Genomic DNA, 21674 nt, shown 5'->3' on the forward strand with positions numbered 1-21674 from the left:
TTCTTGACTCAAGCATTAATGCAGTACGATCTTCAAAGTTAAGATGATGGTATGACAATTTTATATACTCCATAAACCCTTTAAATTAATTAGGTGGTTTATGTCGCACTTCAAGTTTTACTCTGCCGGGAGTTACATCCTTCTTTAAATTAGAAATGGATTAAAACTGAAAATATTTTAAAGTTAAAAAGAATCCCCCTAAATCTCCCTTTGTTAAAGGGGGACTTTTATTTTTTTAGGTACAAAAAAACCTCCGTCATGGAGGTTTTTTTCATACTGTCATATTAGTGAACAAACATATCCATAAAGTCACGGATTTCCTGAATGGCAGTATCTGTATCGGTCGTTAACCAGGTCGGCTCAAAGAAACCGGCATAATGCTCGATCCGATCCGCAGGCACAACTAGACGTACCGGGCAATCTTCTTCCAGTAGGCGCCATGGAATAATCGGAACGTCATTATCTAGCCAGGCCGCAACATTCCGTACATCAATGACCATGGCATTAATGCAGTCCGGAAAAGGCATTACCGACATTTCTTCAGTACGGCGGCGGAAATATTCCAGATCTTGCCAGCGTAGCATAAAGCTCGGTTTGCTAAATTCAATGATTCCAATCAGATGCTGATCACGAGTGTAGTGCAAAGCACATTGATGTGTGACGTCAGTGTCAAGATCAAGCGATACACTCTGTTGACGGTACGCCATAAAACTCGGGTGCATGAAAAATAAGGTGGATAATTATAACGTATTTTGCGCAAAGTAGCAGGTATATTGAAAAACGGTATTTTTACAGCATGTTTTAGCCCACTTAAAATGTGCTTAAAATTTAATAAAATCATAGTGGTATATTGTTTATTTTATAGATAATTCAATTCCTGATAAATCAGCTAAAAACTGCCAGTATCAATTGTCTCGGAAGAGAGTTTCTAACCATAAGACCATAGTATGTTCAGGCTAGAAAATGCCTTTTTTTGAAACTAATACCAAGTTCATCAGACTCATACATATAACTTACATCCATTCACTATCTCACCATCTTTTGTCACAGAAGCTGTGATAACTGCTTGTTATGATAAAAATCTACTTATGAATAAGAAAGAGTGAGAATGGTCATGGTTGATGATTTTAATAAAAAACCACCTTTGCATGATCAGGCAGCAATTACGCAGAAGAAGCGCATTCCTGTCTATATCCTGATTTTGGTCGGTATCTTTTTACTGGCAGTCCTGTTCTATATGTTTGCAGATGTGAAGCCAGATGCGCCTGCGACCCAGCCTAATACACCAGTACCAGCGACTGAAGCCCCTGCCAATAATGGTAGTCCGGCGGCTACTCCAGGCGGTGAAAGCAATGAAGCAATGGCTACTGCAGATGATGCGATGACAGAAGCAACAGCCACTGTAGGCGAAATGTCACAAGATACAGCAGAAGCCACTGCAACTGATGCTCAACAGGCCACCCAATAATTGAGATTGTTAAAAAAAGCTCTGGTTCATGACTAGGGCTTTTTTGCAATAGGTGGTGATGTTTTTCAAAGCTCTGTATCTCCAGGCAAGCTAAGCACAGGAAGTCCAAACTTTATAAACAATCGGAAAGAGCTGAAGATTTCAAAAATAAGCTCGTGAATTCAGATAAATAGCGTAATAACAAAGAGGGCAGAAAACATGAATGATTATATGAGAGGCCCACGTGGTGGCTATGATGCCATGTACTACTGGGATCAGTTTCATCCAATTCTTAGTGCAATTGCCATATTAGTCCTAGGTTGGATTATTGCATTACTCGTCTCGGCAGGTGTTAAAAAAATCTTGCAAAAACTAGGGACCAATACACACTTAAATGCAGCGACAGGACATCGCTCTAATGTCGAGAGTATTATCGCTCGTGTTGTGTTCTGGATTATTCTGATTATTGCGGTTATCGGTGCACTTAACGTACTGAATCTGACAGCAGTGAGCGGACCGTTCAGTAATATGATCCAGCAGTTCCTGCTCTTTATTCCACAATTGCTGGCGGCTGTTGCTGTGGCCTTTGTCGGGTGGATTGTGGCGAATCTGGTCAAAGTCGGCTTGCAAAAAATGCTTGATCGCACCCAGCTGGATGAAAAGCTGAGTGCTGAAGTCGGTGTCAGCCCGATTAGCCAAAATATCAGTGAAATTGTTTACTGGCTGATTTTACTGCTGTTCTTGCCAATTGTCTTGTCGATTCTAGGTCTACACGGTTTACTACTACCTGTGCAGAACATGCTAACTGATGTCGTAAGTTATCTGCCTAATATCTTCATTGCTGCAGTTATTGTATTTGTCGGATACATTCTGGCAAAAATCGTTCGCGGTATAGTTGAAGGTTTGCTCAACAGCTTGAATATTCAACATCAAGCTGAGAAAGTCGGCATTTTCAAAAACTCAAATGTCGCTCAACTGATTGGTTCATTCATCTTCGCAGTCGTAATTATTACGTCATTAATCATTGCATTTGAAGCACTGGGTATTGAAGCCATTTCTCAGCCAGCAACTGCAATGCTATATGAGATCATGAATGCCATTCCAAATATCATTGCAGCTGCACTGATCCTGATTCTGGCTTATGTGGTGTCTAGACTGGTAGCACGTCTGGTGACTGAAGTCGTTGCCGGAACAGGTGTAGATGAGGTTCCAGCTAAACTGGATCTACAACGCTTCCTGGGCAAAACCAAACTATCAAGTCTGGTGGGTTACCTGATTGTACTGTTCACCATGCTATTTGCAGTTTCTGAAGCTGCGGACCGTTTAGGCTTTGAACAGGTGAGTGGCCTGATCGCGATGTTCATCTACTTCGGTGCAAACATCCTGCTAGGTGCTGTAATCCTGGTGATCGGCTTCTGGCTGGCCAATGTAGTTGCCAATATTGTGCAACGTGGTGAATACAACAGTTCACGCTGGTTAGCGAACTTGGTTCGTGTACTGATCATGGGTCTGGTCATTGCGATGGGTCTACGTGCCATGGGCATTGCTGACTCGATTGTGAATCTGGCCTTCGGTTTAACTCTGGGTGCTGTTGCAGTGGCTTTTGCCTTGGCCTTTGGTCTCGGTGGCCGTCAACCAGCAGAACGTGTACTGACTGATTTGATCGATAAAGCTAAACGAGAAGCTAAAGAACCAAATCCTTTGAAAAATGAAACTAATATCATGACTTCAGGTTTAGGTGCTGATGTCAGTGGTACTACAGGTGCAGGCAGTTCAACTACAGGAGAAAATATTGTGCCGAATCAAGATCAATCACAAGATGACAATGCGCCAATGCGTACCAATTTATCCAATAGTACGCCAGCGACCTTGACCACTGCACCACAGGATGATGAAGCTTCAGGTGTAGACCAGGTAACACCAGATGTCGATCAGGCTGTACCGGATTCTCTTCAAGTTGATCCAACTCATCCGCCAGCGAATAATCCATTTGGTTCTACAGGTGAAGAAGAACCGGATGTCGATAGTCATCCAAAAAAAGATGACCCGAATTAACCTGTTCTATTTAAACAAAATCGGCCACGCTTGAGTGGTCGATTTTTTTAATTATGAGGAAATCTGAATGAATGCCAAGAAACCGAATAATCTGTTAGCACCCTTAGTGATAGCAGGCATTACCATTGGCTTTTTTACAGCTGCTTATCGATTTGTCTTTGTGAAAAGCAAACAGGATGAGCAGGCCAAAAAAGAGCTGGATAAGAAAATACCTGATCCAGACGAATTTAATTAAGTCGAAATACTGCCTAGTCACTATACATAGAATTTCTTTTTTAAAAAATATAGAATATTCAAGTGAATACTAAAATGATTTTGGTATTTTTCTTGCATTAAAAATATAAAGAAAAAGGAGATCAATAAGATGTGGAAAACATTTCAGCATAAATTCATGGCACCTATGGCAGATCAAGTACCCTTACATCTGCAGGAAGCGGCTCAGAAAATGCAACTGACGATTGACCGTTTAGAAAATACGGCCAATCTCAACCTGTTTAAAACGGATTATCTGGAATAAGCGAAGTATTTTCTCTTCCCAGATCATCTCTGTATTAAACATATTCCGATGCGGCATGTGCTGATGACCATGCCCATTGGAAGTTAAAACCTCCCAAATGACCAGTCACATCCAGTATCTCGCCCACAAAATACAAGCCTTTCTGCTTTTTGCTTTCCATGGTTTTAGATGAAACTTCGGTTGTATCTACGCCGCCCAAAGTCACTTCAGCTGTCCGGTAACCTTCAGTTCCAGAAGGCTTCAGTTCAAAGCCACTTAAACGTTTGGCAATCTGTTCCAGCTTGTCATCACTAATATTGCCGATGAATGTTTCAGCCACTTCAGGCCAGATCAGATTCTGTAATTCTAGTACTACGCTCTTCGGTAAATATTCGGTCAATAGTGTACGTAGCAGAACTTTAGGCTGACTCTGTTTTTTAGATTTAAAGAAATCAAACAGGTCGACACTTGGTAGAAAATCAACCTTAAAGCTTTGGCCAACATCCCAGTAATTTGACAGTTGTAGGGAGCTAGGGCCGCTCAGACCACGATGGGTAAACAGTAAAGCTTCAGTAAAACTGTTTAAATCATTGGACAGCGTGGCTTCAACTGCATTACCGCTCAGACGGGTGGTGACTTCCTTGAAACTATCCGAGAAAGTAAACGGCACCAGACCGGCACGGGTTGGATAGACATGATGTCCAAACTGTTTGGCAATCTCATAGCCGATGCCTGAACCGCCTAAGGTTGGAATTGACAGGCCACCTGAAGCAACCACAACAGATTCCACTTCAAAATATCCTAAAGAAGTGGCTACCTGAAATCCTTGATCGTCCACAGTATTGACAGCTTTCACTTCGCAGTTGGTTTTGATCTCGACCAGACCAGTTTTGTCACATTCGGACAGCAGCATCGCCAGAATTTCTTTGGCACCATTTAAGGTGAATAGCTGTCCGTGTTTACGTTCTTCATACTCGATGCCATATTCACAGACCATGCCAATAAAATCCCAATTGGTATAGCGGGTCAGTGCTGAAATCACGAAATACGGATTGTGCGAGATGAAATTTTCAGGTTCGACATAGAGGTTGGTGAAATTACATTTGCCACCACCGGACATCAGGATTTTCTTACCCACCTTATTGGCTTTTTCAACGACTACGACTTTACGACCACGTTGTGCTGCCATATAGGCCGTCATTAAACCTGATGCACCTGCACCTATGACCAAAACATCGTATTGCTGAACAGACATGACACACTCAAGGGAGAAGAAAGGGGAGCATTATAGACAATTTTATTTCAGCTTTGTCTATTCCTGAAAGGGGCTACCCGAATTACAGCGTGTTAGCGAATATTTATCATAAATAATTTGAAGCAGCTGGCGGATTCATGCATAGTTTTGTCATGCCTAAAAAATAATCACAATGAAAGGAATAATTTATGACGGATACGGCAGCATACAAACAATATAATCTGATCAGCTATATTCTTCATCTACTGGGTTTTTTCCTGGGAATAACCCCATTAATCGCCATTATCATGAATTATATTAAACGTGATGAAATGCGAGGCACCTGGCTAGAAAGTCATGTGGATTGGCAGATTAAAACCTTCTGGTTCAGCTTACTGGGCTATATTCTGGGTGGTCTGCTCACCGTAATTCTAATCGGTTTTGTGATTATTTTTCTTGTCTTTGTCTGGCACGTCTATCGGCTGGTCAAAGGGCTAATTGCACTCAATGAAAATAATCCGATAGGCATTTAAGTTTCGATCAGAACTTTAAGCGATTTAAATATTTCGACCTTGTAGTCCACCAGTATGCAGGATCAGCAGTTTTGTTTCTGGTGGAAAGCAGCCTTTTTCAATCAGATTTGAAATTCCCAACAGCATTTTTCCAGTATAAATTTGCTCTAAGGGAATATCATATTCAGCTTCAAAGTGCTGTATAAACTGGATCAGTTCAGGAGTGGTTTTGGCATAACCACTGCAACAATAATCATCGAGAATGGACCAGTTTCTTTTCTTGGTCAGCTTAGCCACCTCCTCATTCAGGAAGTTGCCTTTTAAGGCAGAAAATCCTAATACCTGTTGATGAGGCTGGCTGGCTTCAATCAAACCTGTAATCGTGCCACCAGTGCCTACAGCACAGCAGATCACGTCAAATTGTGCATCGCCGTCCTTTAGAATCTCCTGACATCCCCGAATGGCTAATGTATTAGTACCGCCTTCAGGAATGATGTAATGTGCAGGAAAATTTTGTGCTAACGCTGTTAGATAATTAGCGTCCTGTTTACGTCGATATTCTTCACGACTCACAAAATGCAGTTGCATGCCGTATTGTTGTGCCAACGCTAAAGTGGGGTTTAAAGGCTGATGAGCCAGTTCTTCACCCCGAATAATGCCGACACTCTCAAAGCCAAACTGCTGTGCTGCAAATGCCGTTGCGGCAATATGATTGGAATAAGCGCCCCCAAAAGTCAGCAGCTTTTTAAAGCCAAGTTGCTGTGCTTCCAGAAAATTGTATTTCAGTTTAAAAAACTTGTTGCCTGATATTTGTGGATGCACCAGATCCAGACGGCGTATGGTTACAAACCTGTTTTTCAGCCAGATGCGCTGGTCTGGAATATGCTGGGCGATTTTTTCAAACATGGTATTTTCATAAGCTAAGAATGAGCAAATTATAGCGAAATAGAATCAGCAGGATGGCAGAATCATGAGCTCCTTAAACTAAGAATAAAATTTCGTAGATTGTCACAATTCATATGCTGAAAATTTAAACAAATTTGCTAATCTGAATCTTATAGGGAACTTAGAGGAGGATAGAATAATGAAAATACTATCCTGTACGATTTTAAGTGTATTGTTCTTAGTAGGCTTATCTGGCTGTGATGATCCGCTGAATAAACCTAAAACTGATACACGAAGCATGATCATTGGCGGAGTTCCGGTGTATGACCATGATTATAAGATGCTTGATTCATCCCTCACCGCTCAAGACCAATTGAAGAAATAGCCGGATTTCGCACAAATATTGCATCATTTGTGTAGAAATATTAAAGCAAAATAAATTATTTTTACTTAAAATAAGCCATTCATTTTAAGTTTGGATGGTCACGTGGAATCATTTTGGATTTTAGGTTCAATTGCCTTTGCCCTCATGTTAGGTGCAATGAGCCCAGGACCGACTTCTATTTATGTAGCGAAAAATTCAATTGCGATCTCACGTAAGCATGGCCTATTTACAGCTTTAGGTACCGGAACAGGGGCGGCGATTTTTGGTCTGCTTGCAGTTTTAGGTTTGCAGGCATTTTTGCTGGCTGTGCCATCTGCCTATCTGGCGCTTAAAATTTGTGGTGGTTTATATCTGCTCTGGTTGGCTTTTAAAATTATCAAGCATGCCAAAGAACCAATCGATGCAGGCGATGACAGTCAAACTCAGATGTCCTTACGTCGTGCTTATATGACAGGTTTGATTACTCAATTATCTAACCCAAAAATTGCCATTGTATTGGCCAGTATTTTTACTGCGCTTTTGCCAAAAGAAATTCCAACTTACTTTTATTTTGTATTACCGGTTTTATGTTTCTTTATTGATGCAGGCTGGTGCTCGCTGGTGGCCGTTGCACTTTCTGCTGAAAAGCCACGTCGAGTATATTTGAAGTTTAAAGCCGGTTTTGACCGTGCAGCAGGGGCGGTCATGACCGTGCTGGGATTAAAGCTGATCTTTGGGATGAAGTAATTTTCCAATTATCGCAGACCATAAAAAAAGCCCCAATGATTCGGGGCTTTTTTAATTTGGTTCTTAAAAAATATTTTCTTCCGAATTTGCCGAGATCCGGTGAATAGATAAATCCGCACCGGTAAATTCTTCTTCCTGACTCAGACGAATACCGATCAACACTTTCAGCAGACCATAAACCAGGAATCCACCTGCCAGAGCCACTACAATCGCCAGTACGGTACCGAATAATTGTGAAATGATAGAAACACCGCCCATACCTCCTAGCCATTGCTGACCGAATACACCGACAGCAATTCCACCGAAAGCACCACATACGCCATGCAAAGGCCAGACCCCTAATACATCATCAACTTTAAGTTTATTTTGGGTATAGGTAAAGAGTTTCACAAAAATTACGCCTGCGCTGATTCCGATAAATAATGCACCCAGTGGATGTACCACATCAGAACCTGCACAGATGGCAACTAGTCCGGCTAATGGACCATTATGCAAGAAGCCCGGGTCATCTTTACCGGCTACTTTTGCCGCAATAGTTCCACCGACCATTGCCATTAAAGAGTTAATTGCAACCAGTCCGGAAATGGCGTCCAGGCGCTGTGCACTCATCACATTAAAGCCAAACCAGCCGACAATCAGAATCCATGAGCCTAAAGCAAGGAAAGGGATAGATGAAGGGGGATGTGCAGTAATCCGGCCATCATTTTTATAGCGTCCATTACGTGCACCAAGTAAAACGACCGCGGCCAGAGCAATCCAGCCTCCCATGCCATGCACGACCACAGAGCCGGCGAAATCGTGGAAGCTGGCACCAAAGGTATCTGCCAACCAGTCCTGAAAACCAAAGTTGCCATTCCAGATCATCCCTTCAAAAAATGGATAAATCAGAGCCACCAGAAATAAAGTCGCTAAAGCCTGCGAACGCATTTTGGCCCGTTCAGCAATGCCTCCCGAGATAATCGCAGGAATAGCTGCGGCAAAGGTTAGCAGGAAGAAACAGCGCATCAGGTTATAACCATGATCGGCTGCTAGAGTAGAAGCATCGTGGAAAAAATGCTGACCATAGGCAATATAGTAGCCCACCAGAAAGTAAGCGATGGCGGAGAGGGAAAAGTCAGTGAGAATTTTACTTAAGGCATTGACCTGATTCTTATGGCGAACTGTCCCTAGTTCTAAAAACGCAAATCCTGCATGCATAGCGAGCACTAGAACTGCACCGAGAAGGAGAAATAATAAGTCTATATTTTGCATTGTGCGTTCCAATTTAGTGCATAGAATCACAAAAGAAATCCAGTATATAGAGGCAAACTGATTCGAAAAGAGTTACTAACAAGGGAAATTTTGATAATGAATTTCTTGAAACTGACAAGACTCGATATAAAGCACAATAGAATTTTATGCACCAAACTAAGACATCATAAGAAAAGATAAAATTTAAATTTATATTTTGTTTTTTAGATATTTAGCTTTATCACGGGAAAATGGCATGTTAAAAATGTGTGTTAAAGGTGCACATGAAAAGTAAAAGGATTTTTAAGAAAAAATTTAAAAAAAATAAGTGAAAGATGATTTTGAATTGCAAAAGTAGATCATGGTTTTAAATTTTAGAAGTCATATAGGCTATTGATTAGCTATATTTCCAATAAATAAAACCCTAACAAATTAGGGTTTCATCCGGAGCTAAAATCTGAAGTATTCAATTAATCTTTAAAATGTACGGGAATCCATTGATAGCTCTTTCCATCTTTTGAGTAAATATGACCGATCCCTGGGAATGGTAAATGTGGTGCTGCAATGGTCTGGCCTTGCTTGGCATATTCAGCAAAATGCTTTAAACGGGTTTGCACCGCAGTTTTAGGATCAACATCGAATTCTATGGCTGTTTCAGGTTTGTCGAATTGCAAGGTATGTGAATGGACGATGTCACCGACAAATACGACTTCTTGACCATCTGCTTTGAGTTTAAAGCTGTAATGCCCTGGGGTATGACCAAAGGATGGCTTAAACTCGATCCCACCAAAGGCTAAAGATTTATCAGAAAAGACTTTCACTTTTTTAGCTTTTTCATAGGGTGCAAGGGCTGCTTTAATTTTCTCTACGGTGCCTAAGAAACCCTCCTGCTGGTCTTTCGGTAGTTTTTTAACGGTATTTGGACTTAGCCAGTAGTCATATTCGGTTTTAGAAATATGTAAGGTGGCATTTGGATAATTTGCTGCGCCGTTATTTGAAATGCCACAAACATGATCAGGGTGGAGATGAGTCAGGAAAATACCACTCACTTGAGCAGGCTGATAACCTGATGCCTTGAGGTTGTTATAAATTGACCCTAAGTGTGCACCAAAGCAGCTTGCAGCACCGCTATCCACCATGAGCAGTTGATTGCCTGTATTAATCAGGAAAGCATTGACTGAAGTCTGTATGCCTTTGGCTTGATCGGCATGATATTTCTTCAAAATCTCAGTTTTTTCTGCATCATTTAGGCCTTTAAACATCGATGGATTTAAGTAGTTTGTGCCATCCAGCAGGGCAGTAATCTGAGTATTACCAATTTGGTGATGATAGTAGCCGGCGACTTGTTTTTGTAAAGCAATTGTTGCAGGTTCAGCAGCCTGACTCACACTTACACCCAAAACAGAAAATGAAAGTAGAGAGGTGAGGAGGGAGGTCTTTAAAATATTCATGGCAATTCTTATGGTTGTGAAGTTTATGCTATGTATTAGCATGTAAAGCATGAAAATAGAATATAAAAATATTTACCTTTTTTAAAAGAGAGAAGAGGAATTGAATATCTGTACTAGGCATTCAGTTTGAATCTGTATATTGATTTTTTAAGAAAATAAAAGTTTTTTTCTAAAAATATTTTTATAAATAAATTACTTAGATAAATTTCACTTTTATAAAAAAGCCCGTTAACATGGGGCATTGCAAACAGCCTTGGGTATCACTATGAGTTTTTGGAAAAAGAAAAATAATGCAGCATTTGTATTTTTCATTATTACCTTATATTCATTGCTGGGCTTCGGCATTGGCTATGTCATCTGGGAATTTTTCCTTGATAAATAAGTGCTATCTGATTTATAGATCGACCTAAAAAAGCCTCTAAAGATAGAGGCTTTTTTAATAAGCAATTATTTACTGCATTCAGGCTGAGAACGGTCAATAATTTGAGTGCCTTCTACGCGATAGCCAATTTGGCCTACAAGAAATGCTTGATTTAGTTGAGTGATGACTACATCAGAAAGTGCTACTGCACAACGATCTTTTTCAATTGCACGATCTACTGCTGTTTTGAAATTAGGAATACCTAAAGGGAATAAAATTACTGGAACTTTATCTTCGCCTTTAACGCGTTCGCCTTTAACGAACTGAGTTGAGTTTAGGTTGAAGTTTTTCGTTGAAGCTACAGTCATATCAGCCATACGAACTGAACATCCTGTGAATACAATTGTTGATGCTGCTAAAGCTGAAACTAGTAATTTTTTCATGTTTACCCCGAATAATTCTAAAAATAAAAAAGCGTTTAAATTCTATAGATATATTTTTTAAAAACAAGAAAATATATTGTATAAATGGTAAAAAAATTAAAGATGAAGAACTTTTATTGGCTGAGTATTATTTTATTAGACTAAGTAAAAAGCCCCTACATCAGTAGAGGCTTTTCTTCTATCTAAGACCTAAATCTTAAGAAACTTTATCACCCGGTTTAGCACCAGATTCAGGTGAAATCACCCAAACGCCTTCGCCATTACCAGCCGCAAGTACCATACCGTTTGAAATACCAAAACGCATTTTACGTGGAGCAAGGTTCGCAACCATCACCACCAGTTTACCTTTCAGGTCTTCCGGTTTATAAAACTCACGGATACCGCTGAAGACATTACGTGGTTCAGCTTCACCGACATTTAACGTGAGTTGTAAAAGCTTGTCAGAACCTTCAACCGTTGCAGCATCCAGAACTTCCGCTACACGCAGGTCAACTTTGATGAAGTCATCAATGGTGATGATTTCAGCTTCACCGACTTTAGGCTCAGCTTTCTTCTCTTTGGCTTTCTCTTTTTTCTTCTCAGCTTTTGCTGGTTCAGCAGCAGGTGCAGCTAAAGAATCTTTAGATGCATCGACCATCGCAGCCACAGCTTTCGGATCAACACGTTGCATCAATGGCTGGAACAATGCAATTTCATGACCTGTTAAGATTTCTGTACGTGAAGCAAAGTCGAAAGAAGCTAGTTTTAGGAAGGCCTGAACCTGAGCAGCCAATGTTGGTAACACTGGAGCTAAATACACAGCCAATTGACGGAATAGGTTAATACCGACAGAACACACATCGTGAACCTGTTGTTCTTCGCCTTCAATTTTCGCTAAAGCCCAAGGTTTTTTCTCATCAATGTATTGGTTGGCTTTATCTGCAAGTGCCATGATTTCACGGATCGCTGCCGAGAATTCACGGGTTTCATAAGCTTTGGCAATTGAATCGCCAGCATCAATAAAGCTTTGAACCAGTTCAGGCTCGGCACAAGTTGCACTTAGCTTGTTGTCAAACTTGGTATTGATGAATTTTGCACAACGGCTGGCGATATTCACTACTTTACCCACTAGGTCCGAATTCACTTTCTGAACGAAGTCATCCAGATTCAGGTCAGAATCTTCAACCTTGTCAGAAAGTTTAGAAGCAAAGTAATAACGCAGGTATTCAGGGTTCAAATGCTGTAAATAAGTTTCAGCTTTAATGAAGGTACCGCGAGATTTAGACATCTTCTGACCATTTACAGTCAGGAAGCCATTCACGAATAAACCGGTTGGTGTACGGTAGTCTGCACCTTCCAGCATTGCAGGCCAGAACAGGGCATGGAAGTAAACGATGTCTTTACCAATGAAGTGATAGACTTCATTTTTAGAATCTTTTTTCCAGAAATCATCGAAGCTTAAATCAGGACGTTTAGTTTTGATGTAATTCTCGAAGCTCGACATATAGCCGATTGGCGCATCCACCCACACATAGAAATATTTGTTTGGCGCATCAGGAATTTCAAAGCCGAAATACGGTGCATCACGTGAGATGTCCCAGTCGTTCAAGCCATTGTCAAACCATTCATCTAATTTGTTGGCGATAGATACGGGTAGACGGCCTTCGTCACGGGTCCATTTTTGCAGGTATTCACCAAAATTTGGCAGTTTAAAGAAGTAATGGTCCGAAGATTTCTCAACAGGAGTCGCGCCGCTTAAAGTCGATTTTGGATTTAATAATTCAGTCGCGTTGTAAGTTGTACCGCAAACTTCACATGAATCGCCGTATTGATCTTCCGCCTTACATTTTGGGCATGTACCCTTAATGAAACGGTCTGACAGGAACATGCCTTTTTCAGGGTCAAATAACTGGGTTACAGGGCGAACTGCAATATTACCGGCTTCACGGTTTTTGATATAGATTTCTGAAGCACGGGCGCGGTTAGTATCACTGTGGGTAGAGTCATAATGATCGAAATGCACACCGAAACCGTCAAAGTCACGAATATGTTCTTTTTGCACATTGGCAATCTGTGCTTCAGGTGAAATGCCATTTGCCTCAGCACGCAGCATGATCGCTGTACCATGAGCATCATCCGCACAGACATACGTCACGTCATGACCCATCGCGCGCATCGCACGTACCCATATATCAGCCTGGATATAGCCGAGTAAGTGACCCATATGAATCGGGCCATTGGCGTAAGGAAGGGCATTGGTGACTAGGATTTTACGCACGGATTCACTCTCTCATTCGTATTCATTATGCAATGGGCCATAATTTTACATGATGCAGAAGGGATTACAAAGAAATGCTTTTACAGAAGCACAAGGAATAAATCAGGCCGAATATTCAGAATACAAAAACAGGCTATAGACAGGTAATTGACCCTTAAAAATTCGATTGAGATAAGTTGATGCTACTTCCTGCAAGCAATAGCAACAACATGTACAGGCTTTGTTGCAGTTTGCTTAATTCACCCACGTCATTGCATGCTTTGTGCTAAAAATTTGGCTGATCATTTTTATTATGACGCCTTAGGAGGGTACTCATGACTCAGAATAACCAGACAAGTACTTCAAAACAGAATCAAGATAAAGAACAACATGCACGAGAACTGCATGACAAGATTGAACAAGAGCAGAAGCAGAACAAGATTGATAAACAGCATAAGCAGAAGCATGAAGAAGTCCTAGAAGCCCAAAAAAATGGTGCTGATGAAAATTCTGATAAACAGCAAGACTCTAAAGCATCAGATAATCAGCAATCAGAGCAAAAAGATGCGTCTAAAAATGACCAATCTAATCATGGTGATGAATCAGATAAAAAAGCTGAAAGTACCAAAATGGATGACTTAAAAGCGAAAGCCATCGCAATTGGTGAAGAGCTGTTGCAAAAAGGCGAAAAGATTCTGAATGAGTTAAAAAATGGCAAATCAGACAGCCAGAAAAACGGCGAGCAAGGTTCAGATGATTCGAAAAAGGCACAGGATCAAAGTTCTGGAGATAAATCAGCAAATCAGGCTGACCAGGATCGCATGGCAAATTTAAAAGATGAAGCGCTACACAAGTTTGAAGATACTAAGGTCAAAATTAGTGAGTTGGTGAATGAAGCTGCTACGAAACTGAATGAGTTGAAACAGATGGCGGCTGAAACCATGACTAAAATGAAAGGCGATGACCAGCCTCAGTCAGGTGATTCTAAAAAGCAGGATCAGGATTCTTCTTCTAAGGATGCTACGGATAAGGATCAAAATTCAGATCAGACCAATAATAAAGATGATGCTAAAAAGGATCAGGATAAGGCTGATCAATCTGGGCAAAACAAGACCGATCAAGATAAAAATCATAAATAATCATTTCATGTTGAAAGCCACTTCATTTAATTTTTGAATGAAGTGGCTTTTTAATGGATACTATCTAGTTAATTTTATTTAAAATTTTAAAATATCAATAATATAAAACAATAAATAAGATGTAATGCTGACTTTATAAATTTTCTTCCCTGTAACTCTTTAAAACCAAGTAAAATAGTTGGAAATTATATTTGTCTTTCAGGCTTCTGAATACAGATTGCTTAACCTGAGACTAAAACCTCGTTAAACTAAGCTATTCAGATGTCTATCTATATTTTTGGAGTAACCTATGTCCTGGCTTTCTTCGCTTAAATCGGTTTTTTCGCCTTCCAAGGAGGTGAACGAAGAAGCTGTGCAGAACGTACTGCAAAACTATATCTTGCCAAATTCTAGCAATGCGCTGAAAGACCGGATTACTCAGGTCAATGTGCAAGGTGAGATACTACAGATCACCATTAATACCTATCCGGAAGAAAAAGAGCAGTTACAGCAGATTCATGATGAACTGGCGGATGCGCTAGAGAAATGCGGTATTAAAGAACTGAACCTGCATGTGATTCAGCAAAAGACGGGTCATAAAAAAGAAGGCGGTTGTGGACATCATCATGCAGAAGGCGAGAGCTGTTCCAGCCAGCCGCAAACTGCTGCTCCAAAATCGAATCTGCCACCTGTGGTTGATGCTTCAGGTCATGCAGCTCAAGCAGAAGCTGACCCAAATAATCCGCCGATCCAGAAAGCTGCTCCACAGCAACGTGATGTGCCGAAGCATCCACGCATTCAGAATGTCATTCTGGTCTCTTCAGGTAAGGGCGGTGTAGGTAAATCAACCACAACTGTGAATCTGGCTTTGGCTTTGCAAAAATTAGGTTTGAAAGTGGGTGTACTGGATGCGGATATTTATGGTCCAAGTATTCCGACGATGCTCGGCAATGCCGGCAAAACCCCGATGATCGAAGCCGAGCAGTTTGTCCCACTCGATGCCTATGGTATGGCAGTGCTGTCGATTGGCCACCTAACGGGTGATAATAATACGCCAGTTGCTTGGCGCGGTCCGAAAGCAACAGGTGCCTTGATGCAGCTATTCAATCAAACTTTATGGCCAGATCTGGATGTATTGATGATTGATATGCCACCAGGTACAGGTGATATCCAGTTAACGCTCGCTCAGCGTATTCCGGTAACGGGTGCAGTGATTGTGACCACACCGCAAAATGTGGCATTGCTGGATGCAACTAAAGGTATTGAACTGTTTAACCGTGTGCAGATTCCAGTGATGGGTGTAGTCGAAAATATGTCGACCCATATCTGCTCGAACTGCGGTCATGAAGAACAGATCTTTGGTACAGGCGGCGGTGATAAACTGTCAGAGCAATACAATATTCCATTGCTCGGCCGCTTGCCTTTGAATGCAGTGATTCGTGAAAATGCCGATGCCGGTAAGCCTTCAGTGATTGCTGGAGATGATGCTGCTGAAAGTTATATGGCCATTGCTCAGAAAATTGCAGCAAAATTGCCAAAAGCAGAAAAAGATAAAACTCGTATTTTCTAAGATTCTATAATAAAAAAAGAGAGCTTAAGCTCTCTTTTTTTTATGAGGTTTTAGTCGTAGCTGTATTTTCTTTTCTTGCCTGAATGATATTAAAGCCAATTGCAATAATCACCATGATGGTGCCGATAATATCGGTCATGGTCTCAGGCACAATCATCATGAGAGCGCCAACCCCTAGGAAGATGCGCCAGAACCAATTCATCGCGGTTTTAAAGTAGCCTTCTACTGCAGCGCCAAGTGCCAGAATGCCGACAATGGATGTTACGGTAATGCTTAAAATGACATTCCATGCCGGTAAGGCAAATTCTTTGGCATTCACGGCAATATCTGTTGTATCAATCATCAGCATCGCCGGGTTATAGACAAACAGGAAGGGCACAATAAATCCGGCTAGGGATAGGCGCAAGGCCAGGAATCCAGTCCGCATTGGGTCACCACCTGCAATCCCGGCACCAGCAAAGGCGGCTAAGGCAACTGGTGGGGTAATATTGGCAAACAGGCCAAAATAAAACACAAACATATGTGCGACTAGGATTGGAATATCAAAGTTGGCCAAAGCAGGTGCTGCCATCGTCGCGGTAATGATATAGGCAGGAATCGATGGTAGACCCATGCCCAGAATCATCGATGCAATCATGGTGAAGAACAGGGTGAGGAACAGACTGCCAGCACCAATACTCATGATTGAAGAAGTCATGACAGAACCAAAGCTAGTCAAACTCACCACACCAATAATGATACCCACGACCGCACAGGCAGCCATCACTGAAAGTGACTGCTTGGCGCCATCAGCTAAAGCCTCCAGAATTTCCTTAGGTCCCATACGGGTAGATTTTCTGAATGCTGCCACCACAATGGTCAACAAAATTGTATAAACAGCGGCATAACTCACTGGAATCGACTGGAATAAAAAGAATACCAAAGCAACGATTGGAAATAATAAATGTCCTCGTTCTTTCAGGACTTCTTTGACTCGTGGTAGGTCAGCTTTGGGAACGCCTTTCAGATGATCCCGACCAGCTCTGAAATGGACTTGTGCCATCACACCGAGATAATACAGCAGGGCAGGTAATACCGCAGCTAAGGCAATCGTGCCATAACTGACACCCGTGGTTTCTGCCATGATGAAGGCACTGGCACCCATTACTGGCGGCAAGATCTGCCCGCCGACAGAAGCACTGGCTTCCACTGCACCGGCAAAGTTTTTGTGATAGCCAATTTTCTTCATTAAAGGAATGGTAAATGAACCTGTTCCTACGACATTGGCAACCGCCGTCCCGTTGATACTGCCCATAAAACCGCTGGAAATCACCGCGACCTTGGCTGGTCCACCTTGCTTATGTCCCGCAAGTGCCATGGCGAGATCATTAAATAATTTTCCCATTCCTGATTTCGCCAGAAAGGCACCAAACAGGATAAACAGGAAAATAAAGGTGACTGAAGCACCAATGGCTGAAGAATATAAACCTTCAGTCTTCAGATACATTTGTCCGAAAATATCACTGAATGTATAGGGGCGAGTGAGCAAGCGATCCGGCATCCATTCAAAATGACTGACAAATGGATAGCTTAAGAAAATCAGTCCTAAGATCGGCAACATCCAGCCCATTACCCTTCGAGCAGCCTCAACCACCAATACTACTGTCATAATCGAGAAGACAATGTCCAGCGTATTGGGAATGCCTCCCCGAGTGGTCATAATCGCTTGATACTCTTTAAATAAATAAAAGAAAGAAGCAAAAGAGGCGATCACCCAAATCCAGTCCGTCCATGCTACCTTTTGCCGGCTACTGGCCTGACGTGCTGGATACAACAAGAAAATCAGCGCCAGACCAATGGATACATGGGCTGCACGTTGAATCAGTTCGGGTAAGGGATTAAAAGTAATATAAAGATGAAATAACGAATAGGATATTGCCAAGGCAGCAATAAACCAGCGAACCGATTTGTTGATCGGATTGCGAGTGACAGATTCACGGTCAAATTTTTCTAATAATTCTTGTTGCTGTTGATCATCCAGTGCTTCGGTCACATTTCTTGTTTCTTGTGGATTCATAGGCAATCATTTAAACCTCTTTTTTTCCATAGGCTGTCTTTTCTTATAGAAAGTTGTACCGTGCTGTAGTCGGGAAAATCCTGATAAATATTCCAGATCCGATCAGCACTCTCAATTTGTCCCTGCATTCTGCGTGAAATGACCCAGTTGAGTTCTTTCATCTCTCGGTTGATTTGCATATGGATGTTGCCATCATCCTGTCGAGTAATAGTACCTTGATCAGGTGTACCCGCACCAAATGAAATGAACTGAGTATCTGTCAGAATGAAATGGTCCTTGTCTAGAAGATAACGTTCTTTCCACTGTGTTCTTTCTACCGAATGCATCCAGCTGAGCTGAAAGGATTTCTGGTCAATTTTGCACTGAAAATTTTGCTCTTTCACTTCCACAAAAATATACGGAAATGTCATCCAAACACAGCTAATAAAAAAAGCAGCCAAACTAAAAAGTGCAGCAATCGCTGCACCTTGTATCCATTTCATCAGTTCGCTTTATTCTCATCATAGAATTTTTGCGCGCCCGGATGCAGTTGAGCAACCAGACCTTTTTGTGCACCTTCTAAAGTGATTTCTTTAGCAGCCTGATGTGAATTGGCGAGTTGATCCAAGCTGGAGAAGAACGTCTTGGTTAGCTTATATACATCATCGGTAGACAAATCTGAGCGAACCACCAGCGCATTCATGATCGCAGCTGTAGGAATATCTTCAGCATTGCCATAGGTCCCTTTAGGAATGGTCATTGGCAGGAAATACGCCTGATCTTTGGCAATCGCTTTCACTTTATCTGGATTAATACTCACCAGTTGTAGATCAAAGCCCTGTTGCAGCTCCATCAGTGAAGAGTTTGGAAGACCACTGGTCAGGAAGGCTGCATCCAGTTTACCGCCTTTCAAGGCATCAGCTGCTTCGGCATAACCTAAGTAATCTACTTTGACATCCTTATAAGTGATACCAAAACCGTTCAATAGAGTACGGGCATTCACTTCTACACCTGAATTCTGGGCGCCCACTGCAATACGTTTGCCTTTGAGATCTTCAATATTTTTGATACCAGAACGTTTTGAAGTGACAATCTGTACATAGTTTGGATAAAGCGCAGCGATCTGCTGCACGTTGTCAATTTTAGAACTAAAACTGCCTTGACCATTAATTGCTTCAGTTAAGCTGTCGCTCATGACAAAGGCCATTTCAACTTTGTTCTGTTTTAATAAATTTAGATTTTCGACAGAAGCCCCTGTGGTCTGGGTTTTGGAACTTACGCCGTAGGTCTTGTTATAGATTTCAGCCAATCCTGTTCCGATGACATTATAAGGGCCTGAGGCACCGCCTGTCGCAATATTGACAAATCGGGTTTGCAGTTTATCTGCAGCTACGCTCTCGCCAGATGCAGCCTGATTATCTGATTTATTTTGTGCATTATCATTCGAGCAAGCAACTACACCTGATAGCGCTAAACTCATGACTGAAAGTTTGATCCATTTATTCATATATGACTCCTGATATTATTCTGTAGTTCTTAAAATATAATTAAAACAACAATATACTAAACCGTCTGGATGTTAAAAAATGTGAATTATCAATTGTTGTCCTTGTACAATTTAACAGCAATTATTTTGTCTGAATACCTTTAATAACATTTTTTTCGAAATTTTGCTTTATCAATATGTTGAACAAATTGAGCAAGATAGACATCTTAAATGGAGAGTGGAAATTTAATCATTAGGAGTTAGGTAAAAGTTGCTCCCATCACCAAATTTTTCTAGAGAGGTGTCCAAAGTTCATACGCAAGAGCAGGGATTTTAGTTAGTTAAAATTCAATCAAAGGTTACCGGAAATAATGATTTCAAAGTTTTGGATAGTTTTCCATTCATGGTATAGAGACTAGTATTTCAGGAATTTTAAGTCCGAATACTCTATTGAAACTTCTACTTTTATAGCAATTTTATGATGAGCTTATAGCTTTATAAATTGACAAAATTGACTGAAAAGAAAATTTCTTGTATTTCTATCTAATTATATGAAATTAATTAAAAAATAAGAAAATATAAAAATTTTTAATATGTTCTCTTACAATTATTTTTTGGCAGATTTGACCGGATTATTTTATGCTTAATACCTAAGAGCGAGGTCAAACTATGATTTCATGGTTATTTATTGGTTTAGTGGCAGCCATTCTATTAACACCGGGCCCAACCAATACTTTATTGGCATCGTCAGGTATTCAAGTTGGATTTAGAAAAACTTTTCGCCTTATTCCCGCAGAAGCTTTCGGCTATCTCATCGCAATTACATTCTGGGGCTTTTTGATTGGTAAAATCTCGGTCTATTTACCGGAATTACCTCATATCCTCAAACTCTGTAGTGCTGCTTACATTCTATTTTTAGCTTTAAAATTATGGCGTACCGCAGAACTTGGTGAAAATTTTCAATGTATTTCGATTCGGGCACGGGAACTATTTTTGGCGACTTTGCTGAATCCTAAGGCATTATTATTTGCTTCGGCTATTTTCCCGGTCATTGTGTGGAAAAGCAGTCAATATTATGTGACTTATATGCTGGCATTCTTGGCATTACTTATTCCTATCGCATTTTTCTGGACTTTTTTAGGTAGCTTATTGGCCAGAAAAAACAATCGCTGGCTGAATCAAAAGAACTTACAAAAGACCGCTTCCATTATTTTAATGAGCTTTTCTGTACCTTTATCCTATTCAGCACTCCTCAGTCTTTAAACCTGAAAAAGCAGCTAAATTTCCTGAAATTTAGCTGTCAGAATTTCGCTTATTTTCATTGGTGTCAATTTCAGTTAAAGTACGTCGCAATTACTTATTTTTAAGATTTTTGGATTATATCAATGGCAATTAAGTCTGATCGTTGGATTCGCGAAATGAGCGAAAAACACGGCATGATTGAACCGTATGCAGAAAACCAGATTCGTCTGGATGAAAATGGTCAAAAGCTGATTTCTTATGGTGTTTCAAGCTATGGCTATGACGTGCGATGTGCGCGTGAGTTTAAAGTATTCACCAATGTTCACTCTGCAATTGTCGATCCGAAAAACTTTGACGAAAAAAGCTTTATCGATATTGAATCGGATGTTTGTATCATTCCACCCAACTCATTTGCTTTAGCGCGTACAGTAGAATACTTCCGTATTCCACGAAATGTACTGACCGTTTGCTTGGGTAAATCGACTTATGCACGTTGCGGCATTATCGTGAATGTGACTCCACTTGAACCTGAGTGGGAAGGTCATGTCACGCTGGAGTTTTCAAATACAACTAACCTGCCTGCACGTATTTATGCGGGTGAGGGTGTGGCTCAAATGCTGTTCTTCGAATCAGACGAAGTTTGTGAAACCTCCTATAAAGATCGTGGTGGTAAATACCAAGGGCAGACAGGCGTTACTTTGCCTAAAGCTTAATAGTTTTAAAGCATTTAATAAGCGAGGCTAATGCCTCGCTTATTTTTTT

The 21674-nt window shown here is 41.0% G+C and carries 22 protein-coding genes; 12 read left to right on the forward strand and 10 right to left on the reverse strand.

The window, feature by feature from the left end; translation table 11 throughout:
- Positions 1-284: 284 nt before the first annotated feature.
- Complete coding sequence (locus FTV12_RS07980) at positions 285-707, reverse strand: hypothetical protein (protein WP_005237048.1); 423 nt, start codon at positions 705-707, stop codon at positions 285-287.
- A gap of 407 nt (positions 708-1114) precedes the next feature.
- Here FTV12_RS07980 and FTV12_RS07985 point away from each other — a divergent pair, with 407 nt between their 5' ends.
- From FTV12_RS07985 to FTV12_RS08000, 4 genes are all read left to right on the forward strand, one after another.
- On the forward strand, positions 1115-1468 hold the full coding sequence (locus FTV12_RS07985) for a hypothetical protein (protein WP_034702043.1): 354 nt from the start codon (positions 1115-1117) through the stop codon (positions 1466-1468).
- 198 nt (positions 1469-1666) lie between these two features.
- A complete protein-coding gene (locus FTV12_RS07990; RefSeq protein WP_180012016.1) occupies positions 1667-3502 on the forward strand; it encodes a mechanosensitive ion channel in 1836 nt (611 codons plus the stop codon).
- A 67-nt stretch (positions 3503-3569) separates the two neighbouring features.
- The gene (locus tag FTV12_RS07995; protein ID WP_180012014.1) at positions 3570-3737 is read left to right on the forward strand and encodes a hypothetical protein; all 168 of its coding nucleotides are present in this window, start codon (positions 3570-3572) and stop codon (positions 3735-3737) included.
- Positions 3738-3866: 129 nt separating this feature from the next.
- Positions 3867-4019 carry a hypothetical protein gene (locus FTV12_RS08000; protein ID WP_180012012.1) on the forward strand — a complete coding sequence of 51 codons (153 nt, stop codon included), beginning with the start codon at positions 3867-3869 and terminating at the stop codon, positions 4017-4019.
- Between the two features lie 34 nt (positions 4020-4053).
- Here FTV12_RS08000 and FTV12_RS08005 read toward each other — a convergent pair whose 3' ends face one another.
- The gene (locus FTV12_RS08005) at positions 4054-5253 is read right to left on the reverse strand and encodes an NAD(P)/FAD-dependent oxidoreductase (protein ID WP_180012010.1); all 1200 of its coding nucleotides are present in this window, start codon (positions 5251-5253) and stop codon (positions 4054-4056) included.
- Between the two features lie 188 nt (positions 5254-5441).
- Between FTV12_RS08005 and FTV12_RS08010 the strand changes: the two genes are divergently transcribed.
- Positions 5442-5765 carry a hypothetical protein gene (locus FTV12_RS08010; protein WP_004785040.1) on the forward strand — a complete coding sequence of 108 codons (324 nt, stop codon included), beginning with the start codon at positions 5442-5444 and terminating at the stop codon, positions 5763-5765.
- A 24-nt stretch (positions 5766-5789) separates the two neighbouring features.
- On the opposite strand, the gene FTV12_RS08015 is transcribed toward FTV12_RS08010, so the two are convergent.
- Positions 5790-6650, reverse strand: a complete 861-nt coding sequence (locus tag FTV12_RS08015; RefSeq protein WP_180012008.1) for a 1-aminocyclopropane-1-carboxylate deaminase/D-cysteine desulfhydrase — start codon at positions 6648-6650, stop codon at positions 5790-5792.
- A gap of 178 nt (positions 6651-6828) precedes the next feature.
- Here FTV12_RS08015 and FTV12_RS08020 point away from each other — a divergent pair, with 178 nt between their 5' ends.
- Both FTV12_RS08020 and FTV12_RS08025 read left to right on the forward strand, forming a co-directional pair.
- Positions 6829-7014 (forward strand): NF038215 family lipoprotein, encoded by a 186-nt coding sequence (locus FTV12_RS08020; protein ID WP_180012005.1) that lies wholly within the window; start codon positions 6829-6831, stop codon positions 7012-7014.
- A gap of 102 nt (positions 7015-7116) precedes the next feature.
- Positions 7117-7740, forward strand: a complete 624-nt coding sequence (locus FTV12_RS08025) for a LysE family translocator (RefSeq protein ID WP_004785033.1) — start codon at positions 7117-7119, stop codon at positions 7738-7740.
- Positions 7741-7803: 63 nt separating this feature from the next.
- Here FTV12_RS08025 and FTV12_RS08030 read toward each other — a convergent pair whose 3' ends face one another.
- Positions 7804-8991: an ammonium transporter gene (locus tag FTV12_RS08030; protein WP_180012003.1), complete on the reverse strand. Its 1188-nt coding sequence runs from the start codon at positions 8989-8991 to the stop codon at positions 7804-7806.
- 449 nt (positions 8992-9440) lie between these two features.
- The gene (locus tag FTV12_RS08035) at positions 9441-10421 is read right to left on the reverse strand and encodes an MBL fold metallo-hydrolase (RefSeq protein WP_180012001.1); all 981 of its coding nucleotides are present in this window, start codon (positions 10419-10421) and stop codon (positions 9441-9443) included.
- Positions 10422-10686: 265 nt separating this feature from the next.
- On the opposite strand from FTV12_RS08035, the gene FTV12_RS16670 reads away from it, so the two are divergent.
- Positions 10687-10803: a hypothetical protein gene (locus FTV12_RS16670; protein WP_373683639.1), complete on the forward strand. Its 117-nt coding sequence runs from the start codon at positions 10687-10689 to the stop codon at positions 10801-10803.
- Between the two features lie 65 nt (positions 10804-10868).
- Here FTV12_RS16670 and FTV12_RS08040 read toward each other — a convergent pair whose 3' ends face one another.
- Together FTV12_RS08040 and metG are read right to left on the reverse strand one after the other, a co-directional pair.
- Complete coding sequence (locus FTV12_RS08040) at positions 10869-11225, reverse strand: hypothetical protein (protein WP_034581100.1); 357 nt, start codon at positions 11223-11225, stop codon at positions 10869-10871.
- Between the two features lie 196 nt (positions 11226-11421).
- The gene (gene metG, locus FTV12_RS08045; RefSeq protein WP_166139312.1) at positions 11422-13482 is read right to left on the reverse strand and encodes a methionine--tRNA ligase; all 2061 of its coding nucleotides are present in this window, start codon (positions 13480-13482) and stop codon (positions 11422-11424) included.
- Between the two features lie 314 nt (positions 13483-13796).
- Between metG and FTV12_RS08050 the strand changes: the two genes are divergently transcribed.
- Positions 13797-14600 carry a hypothetical protein gene (locus FTV12_RS08050; RefSeq protein ID WP_180011998.1) on the forward strand — a complete coding sequence of 268 codons (804 nt, stop codon included), beginning with the start codon at positions 13797-13799 and terminating at the stop codon, positions 14598-14600.
- 289 nt (positions 14601-14889) lie between these two features.
- The gene (gene apbC / locus FTV12_RS08055; RefSeq protein WP_180011996.1) at positions 14890-16149 is read left to right on the forward strand and encodes an iron-sulfur cluster carrier protein ApbC; all 1260 of its coding nucleotides are present in this window, start codon (positions 14890-14892) and stop codon (positions 16147-16149) included.
- Between the two features lie 40 nt (positions 16150-16189).
- On the opposite strand, the gene FTV12_RS08060 is transcribed toward apbC, so the two are convergent.
- Genes FTV12_RS08060 through FTV12_RS08070 form a run of 3 tightly spaced genes read right to left on the reverse strand, consistent with a single transcriptional unit; the run spans position 16190 to position 19691 of the window.
- Positions 16190-18205: a TRAP transporter permease gene (locus tag FTV12_RS08060; protein WP_166139308.1), complete on the reverse strand. Its 2016-nt coding sequence runs from the start codon at positions 18203-18205 to the stop codon at positions 16190-16192.
- Positions 18202-18687, reverse strand: coding sequence for a DUF1850 domain-containing protein (locus FTV12_RS08065; RefSeq protein ID WP_180011994.1), 486 nt, complete (start codon positions 18685-18687; stop codon positions 18202-18204). The genes FTV12_RS08060 and FTV12_RS08065 overlap by 4 nt, the downstream gene beginning before the upstream one ends.
- Complete coding sequence (locus FTV12_RS08070) at positions 18687-19691, reverse strand: TAXI family TRAP transporter solute-binding subunit (RefSeq protein WP_159124389.1); 1005 nt, start codon at positions 19689-19691, stop codon at positions 18687-18689. Before FTV12_RS08070 ends, FTV12_RS08065 begins: the two co-directional genes overlap by 1 nt.
- Positions 19692-20339: 648 nt before the next feature.
- Between FTV12_RS08070 and FTV12_RS08075 the strand changes: the two genes are divergently transcribed.
- Complete coding sequence (locus FTV12_RS08075) at positions 20340-20933, forward strand: LysE family translocator (protein WP_034701986.1); 594 nt, start codon at positions 20340-20342, stop codon at positions 20931-20933.
- A gap of 122 nt (positions 20934-21055) precedes the next feature.
- Positions 21056-21625 carry a dCTP deaminase gene (dcd, locus tag FTV12_RS08080; protein WP_004785008.1) on the forward strand — a complete coding sequence of 190 codons (570 nt, stop codon included), beginning with the start codon at positions 21056-21058 and terminating at the stop codon, positions 21623-21625.
- Positions 21626-21674 lie beyond the last annotated feature (49 nt).

This window comes from Acinetobacter sp. YH12233, assembly GCF_013417725.1.
In the GTDB taxonomy this organism is placed as follows: Bacteria; Pseudomonadota; Gammaproteobacteria; order Pseudomonadales; family Moraxellaceae; genus Acinetobacter.

Coding starts and splice junctions, on each gene's coding strand:
- FTV12_RS07980 (WP_005237048.1), bottom strand. CDS start 707: ATGGCGTACCGTCAACAGAGTGTATCGCTTGATCTTGACACTGACGTC.
- FTV12_RS07985 (WP_034702043.1), top strand. CDS start 1,115: ATGGTTGATGATTTTAATAAAAAACCACCTTTGCATGATCAGGCAGCA.
- FTV12_RS07990 (WP_180012016.1), top strand. CDS start 1,667: ATGAATGATTATATGAGAGGCCCACGTGGTGGCTATGATGCCATGTAC.
- FTV12_RS07995 (WP_180012014.1), top strand. CDS start 3,570: ATGAATGCCAAGAAACCGAATAATCTGTTAGCACCCTTAGTGATAGCA.
- FTV12_RS08000 (WP_180012012.1), top strand. CDS start 3,867: ATGTGGAAAACATTTCAGCATAAATTCATGGCACCTATGGCAGATCAA.
- FTV12_RS08005 (WP_180012010.1), bottom strand. CDS start 5,253: ATGTCTGTTCAGCAATACGATGTTTTGGTCATAGGTGCAGGTGCATCA.
- FTV12_RS08010 (WP_004785040.1), top strand. CDS start 5,442: ATGACGGATACGGCAGCATACAAACAATATAATCTGATCAGCTATATT.
- FTV12_RS08015 (WP_180012008.1), bottom strand. CDS start 6,650: ATGTTTGAAAAAATCGCCCAGCATATTCCAGACCAGCGCATCTGGCTG.
- FTV12_RS08020 (WP_180012005.1), top strand. CDS start 6,829: ATGAAAATACTATCCTGTACGATTTTAAGTGTATTGTTCTTAGTAGGC.
- FTV12_RS08030 (WP_180012003.1), bottom strand. CDS start 8,991: ATGCAAAATATAGACTTATTATTTCTCCTTCTCGGTGCAGTTCTAGTG.
- FTV12_RS08035 (WP_180012001.1), bottom strand. CDS start 10,421: ATGAATATTTTAAAGACCTCCCTCCTCACCTCTCTACTTTCATTTTCT.
- FTV12_RS16670 (WP_373683639.1), top strand. CDS start 10,687: ATGAGTTTTTGGAAAAAGAAAAATAATGCAGCATTTGTATTTTTCATT.
- FTV12_RS08040 (WP_034581100.1), bottom strand. CDS start 11,225: ATGAAAAAATTACTAGTTTCAGCTTTAGCAGCATCAACAATTGTATTC.
- FTV12_RS08050 (WP_180011998.1), top strand. CDS start 13,797: ATGACTCAGAATAACCAGACAAGTACTTCAAAACAGAATCAAGATAAA.
- apbC (WP_180011996.1), top strand. CDS start 14,890: ATGTCCTGGCTTTCTTCGCTTAAATCGGTTTTTTCGCCTTCCAAGGAG.
- FTV12_RS08060 (WP_166139308.1), bottom strand. CDS start 18,205: ATGAATCCACAAGAAACAAGAAATGTGACCGAAGCACTGGATGATCAA.
- FTV12_RS08065 (WP_180011994.1), bottom strand. CDS start 18,687: ATGAAATGGATACAAGGTGCAGCGATTGCTGCACTTTTTAGTTTGGCT.
- FTV12_RS08070 (WP_159124389.1), bottom strand. CDS start 19,691: ATGAATAAATGGATCAAACTTTCAGTCATGAGTTTAGCGCTATCAGGT.
- FTV12_RS08075 (WP_034701986.1), top strand. CDS start 20,340: ATGATTTCATGGTTATTTATTGGTTTAGTGGCAGCCATTCTATTAACA.
- dcd (WP_004785008.1), top strand. CDS start 21,056: ATGGCAATTAAGTCTGATCGTTGGATTCGCGAAATGAGCGAAAAACAC.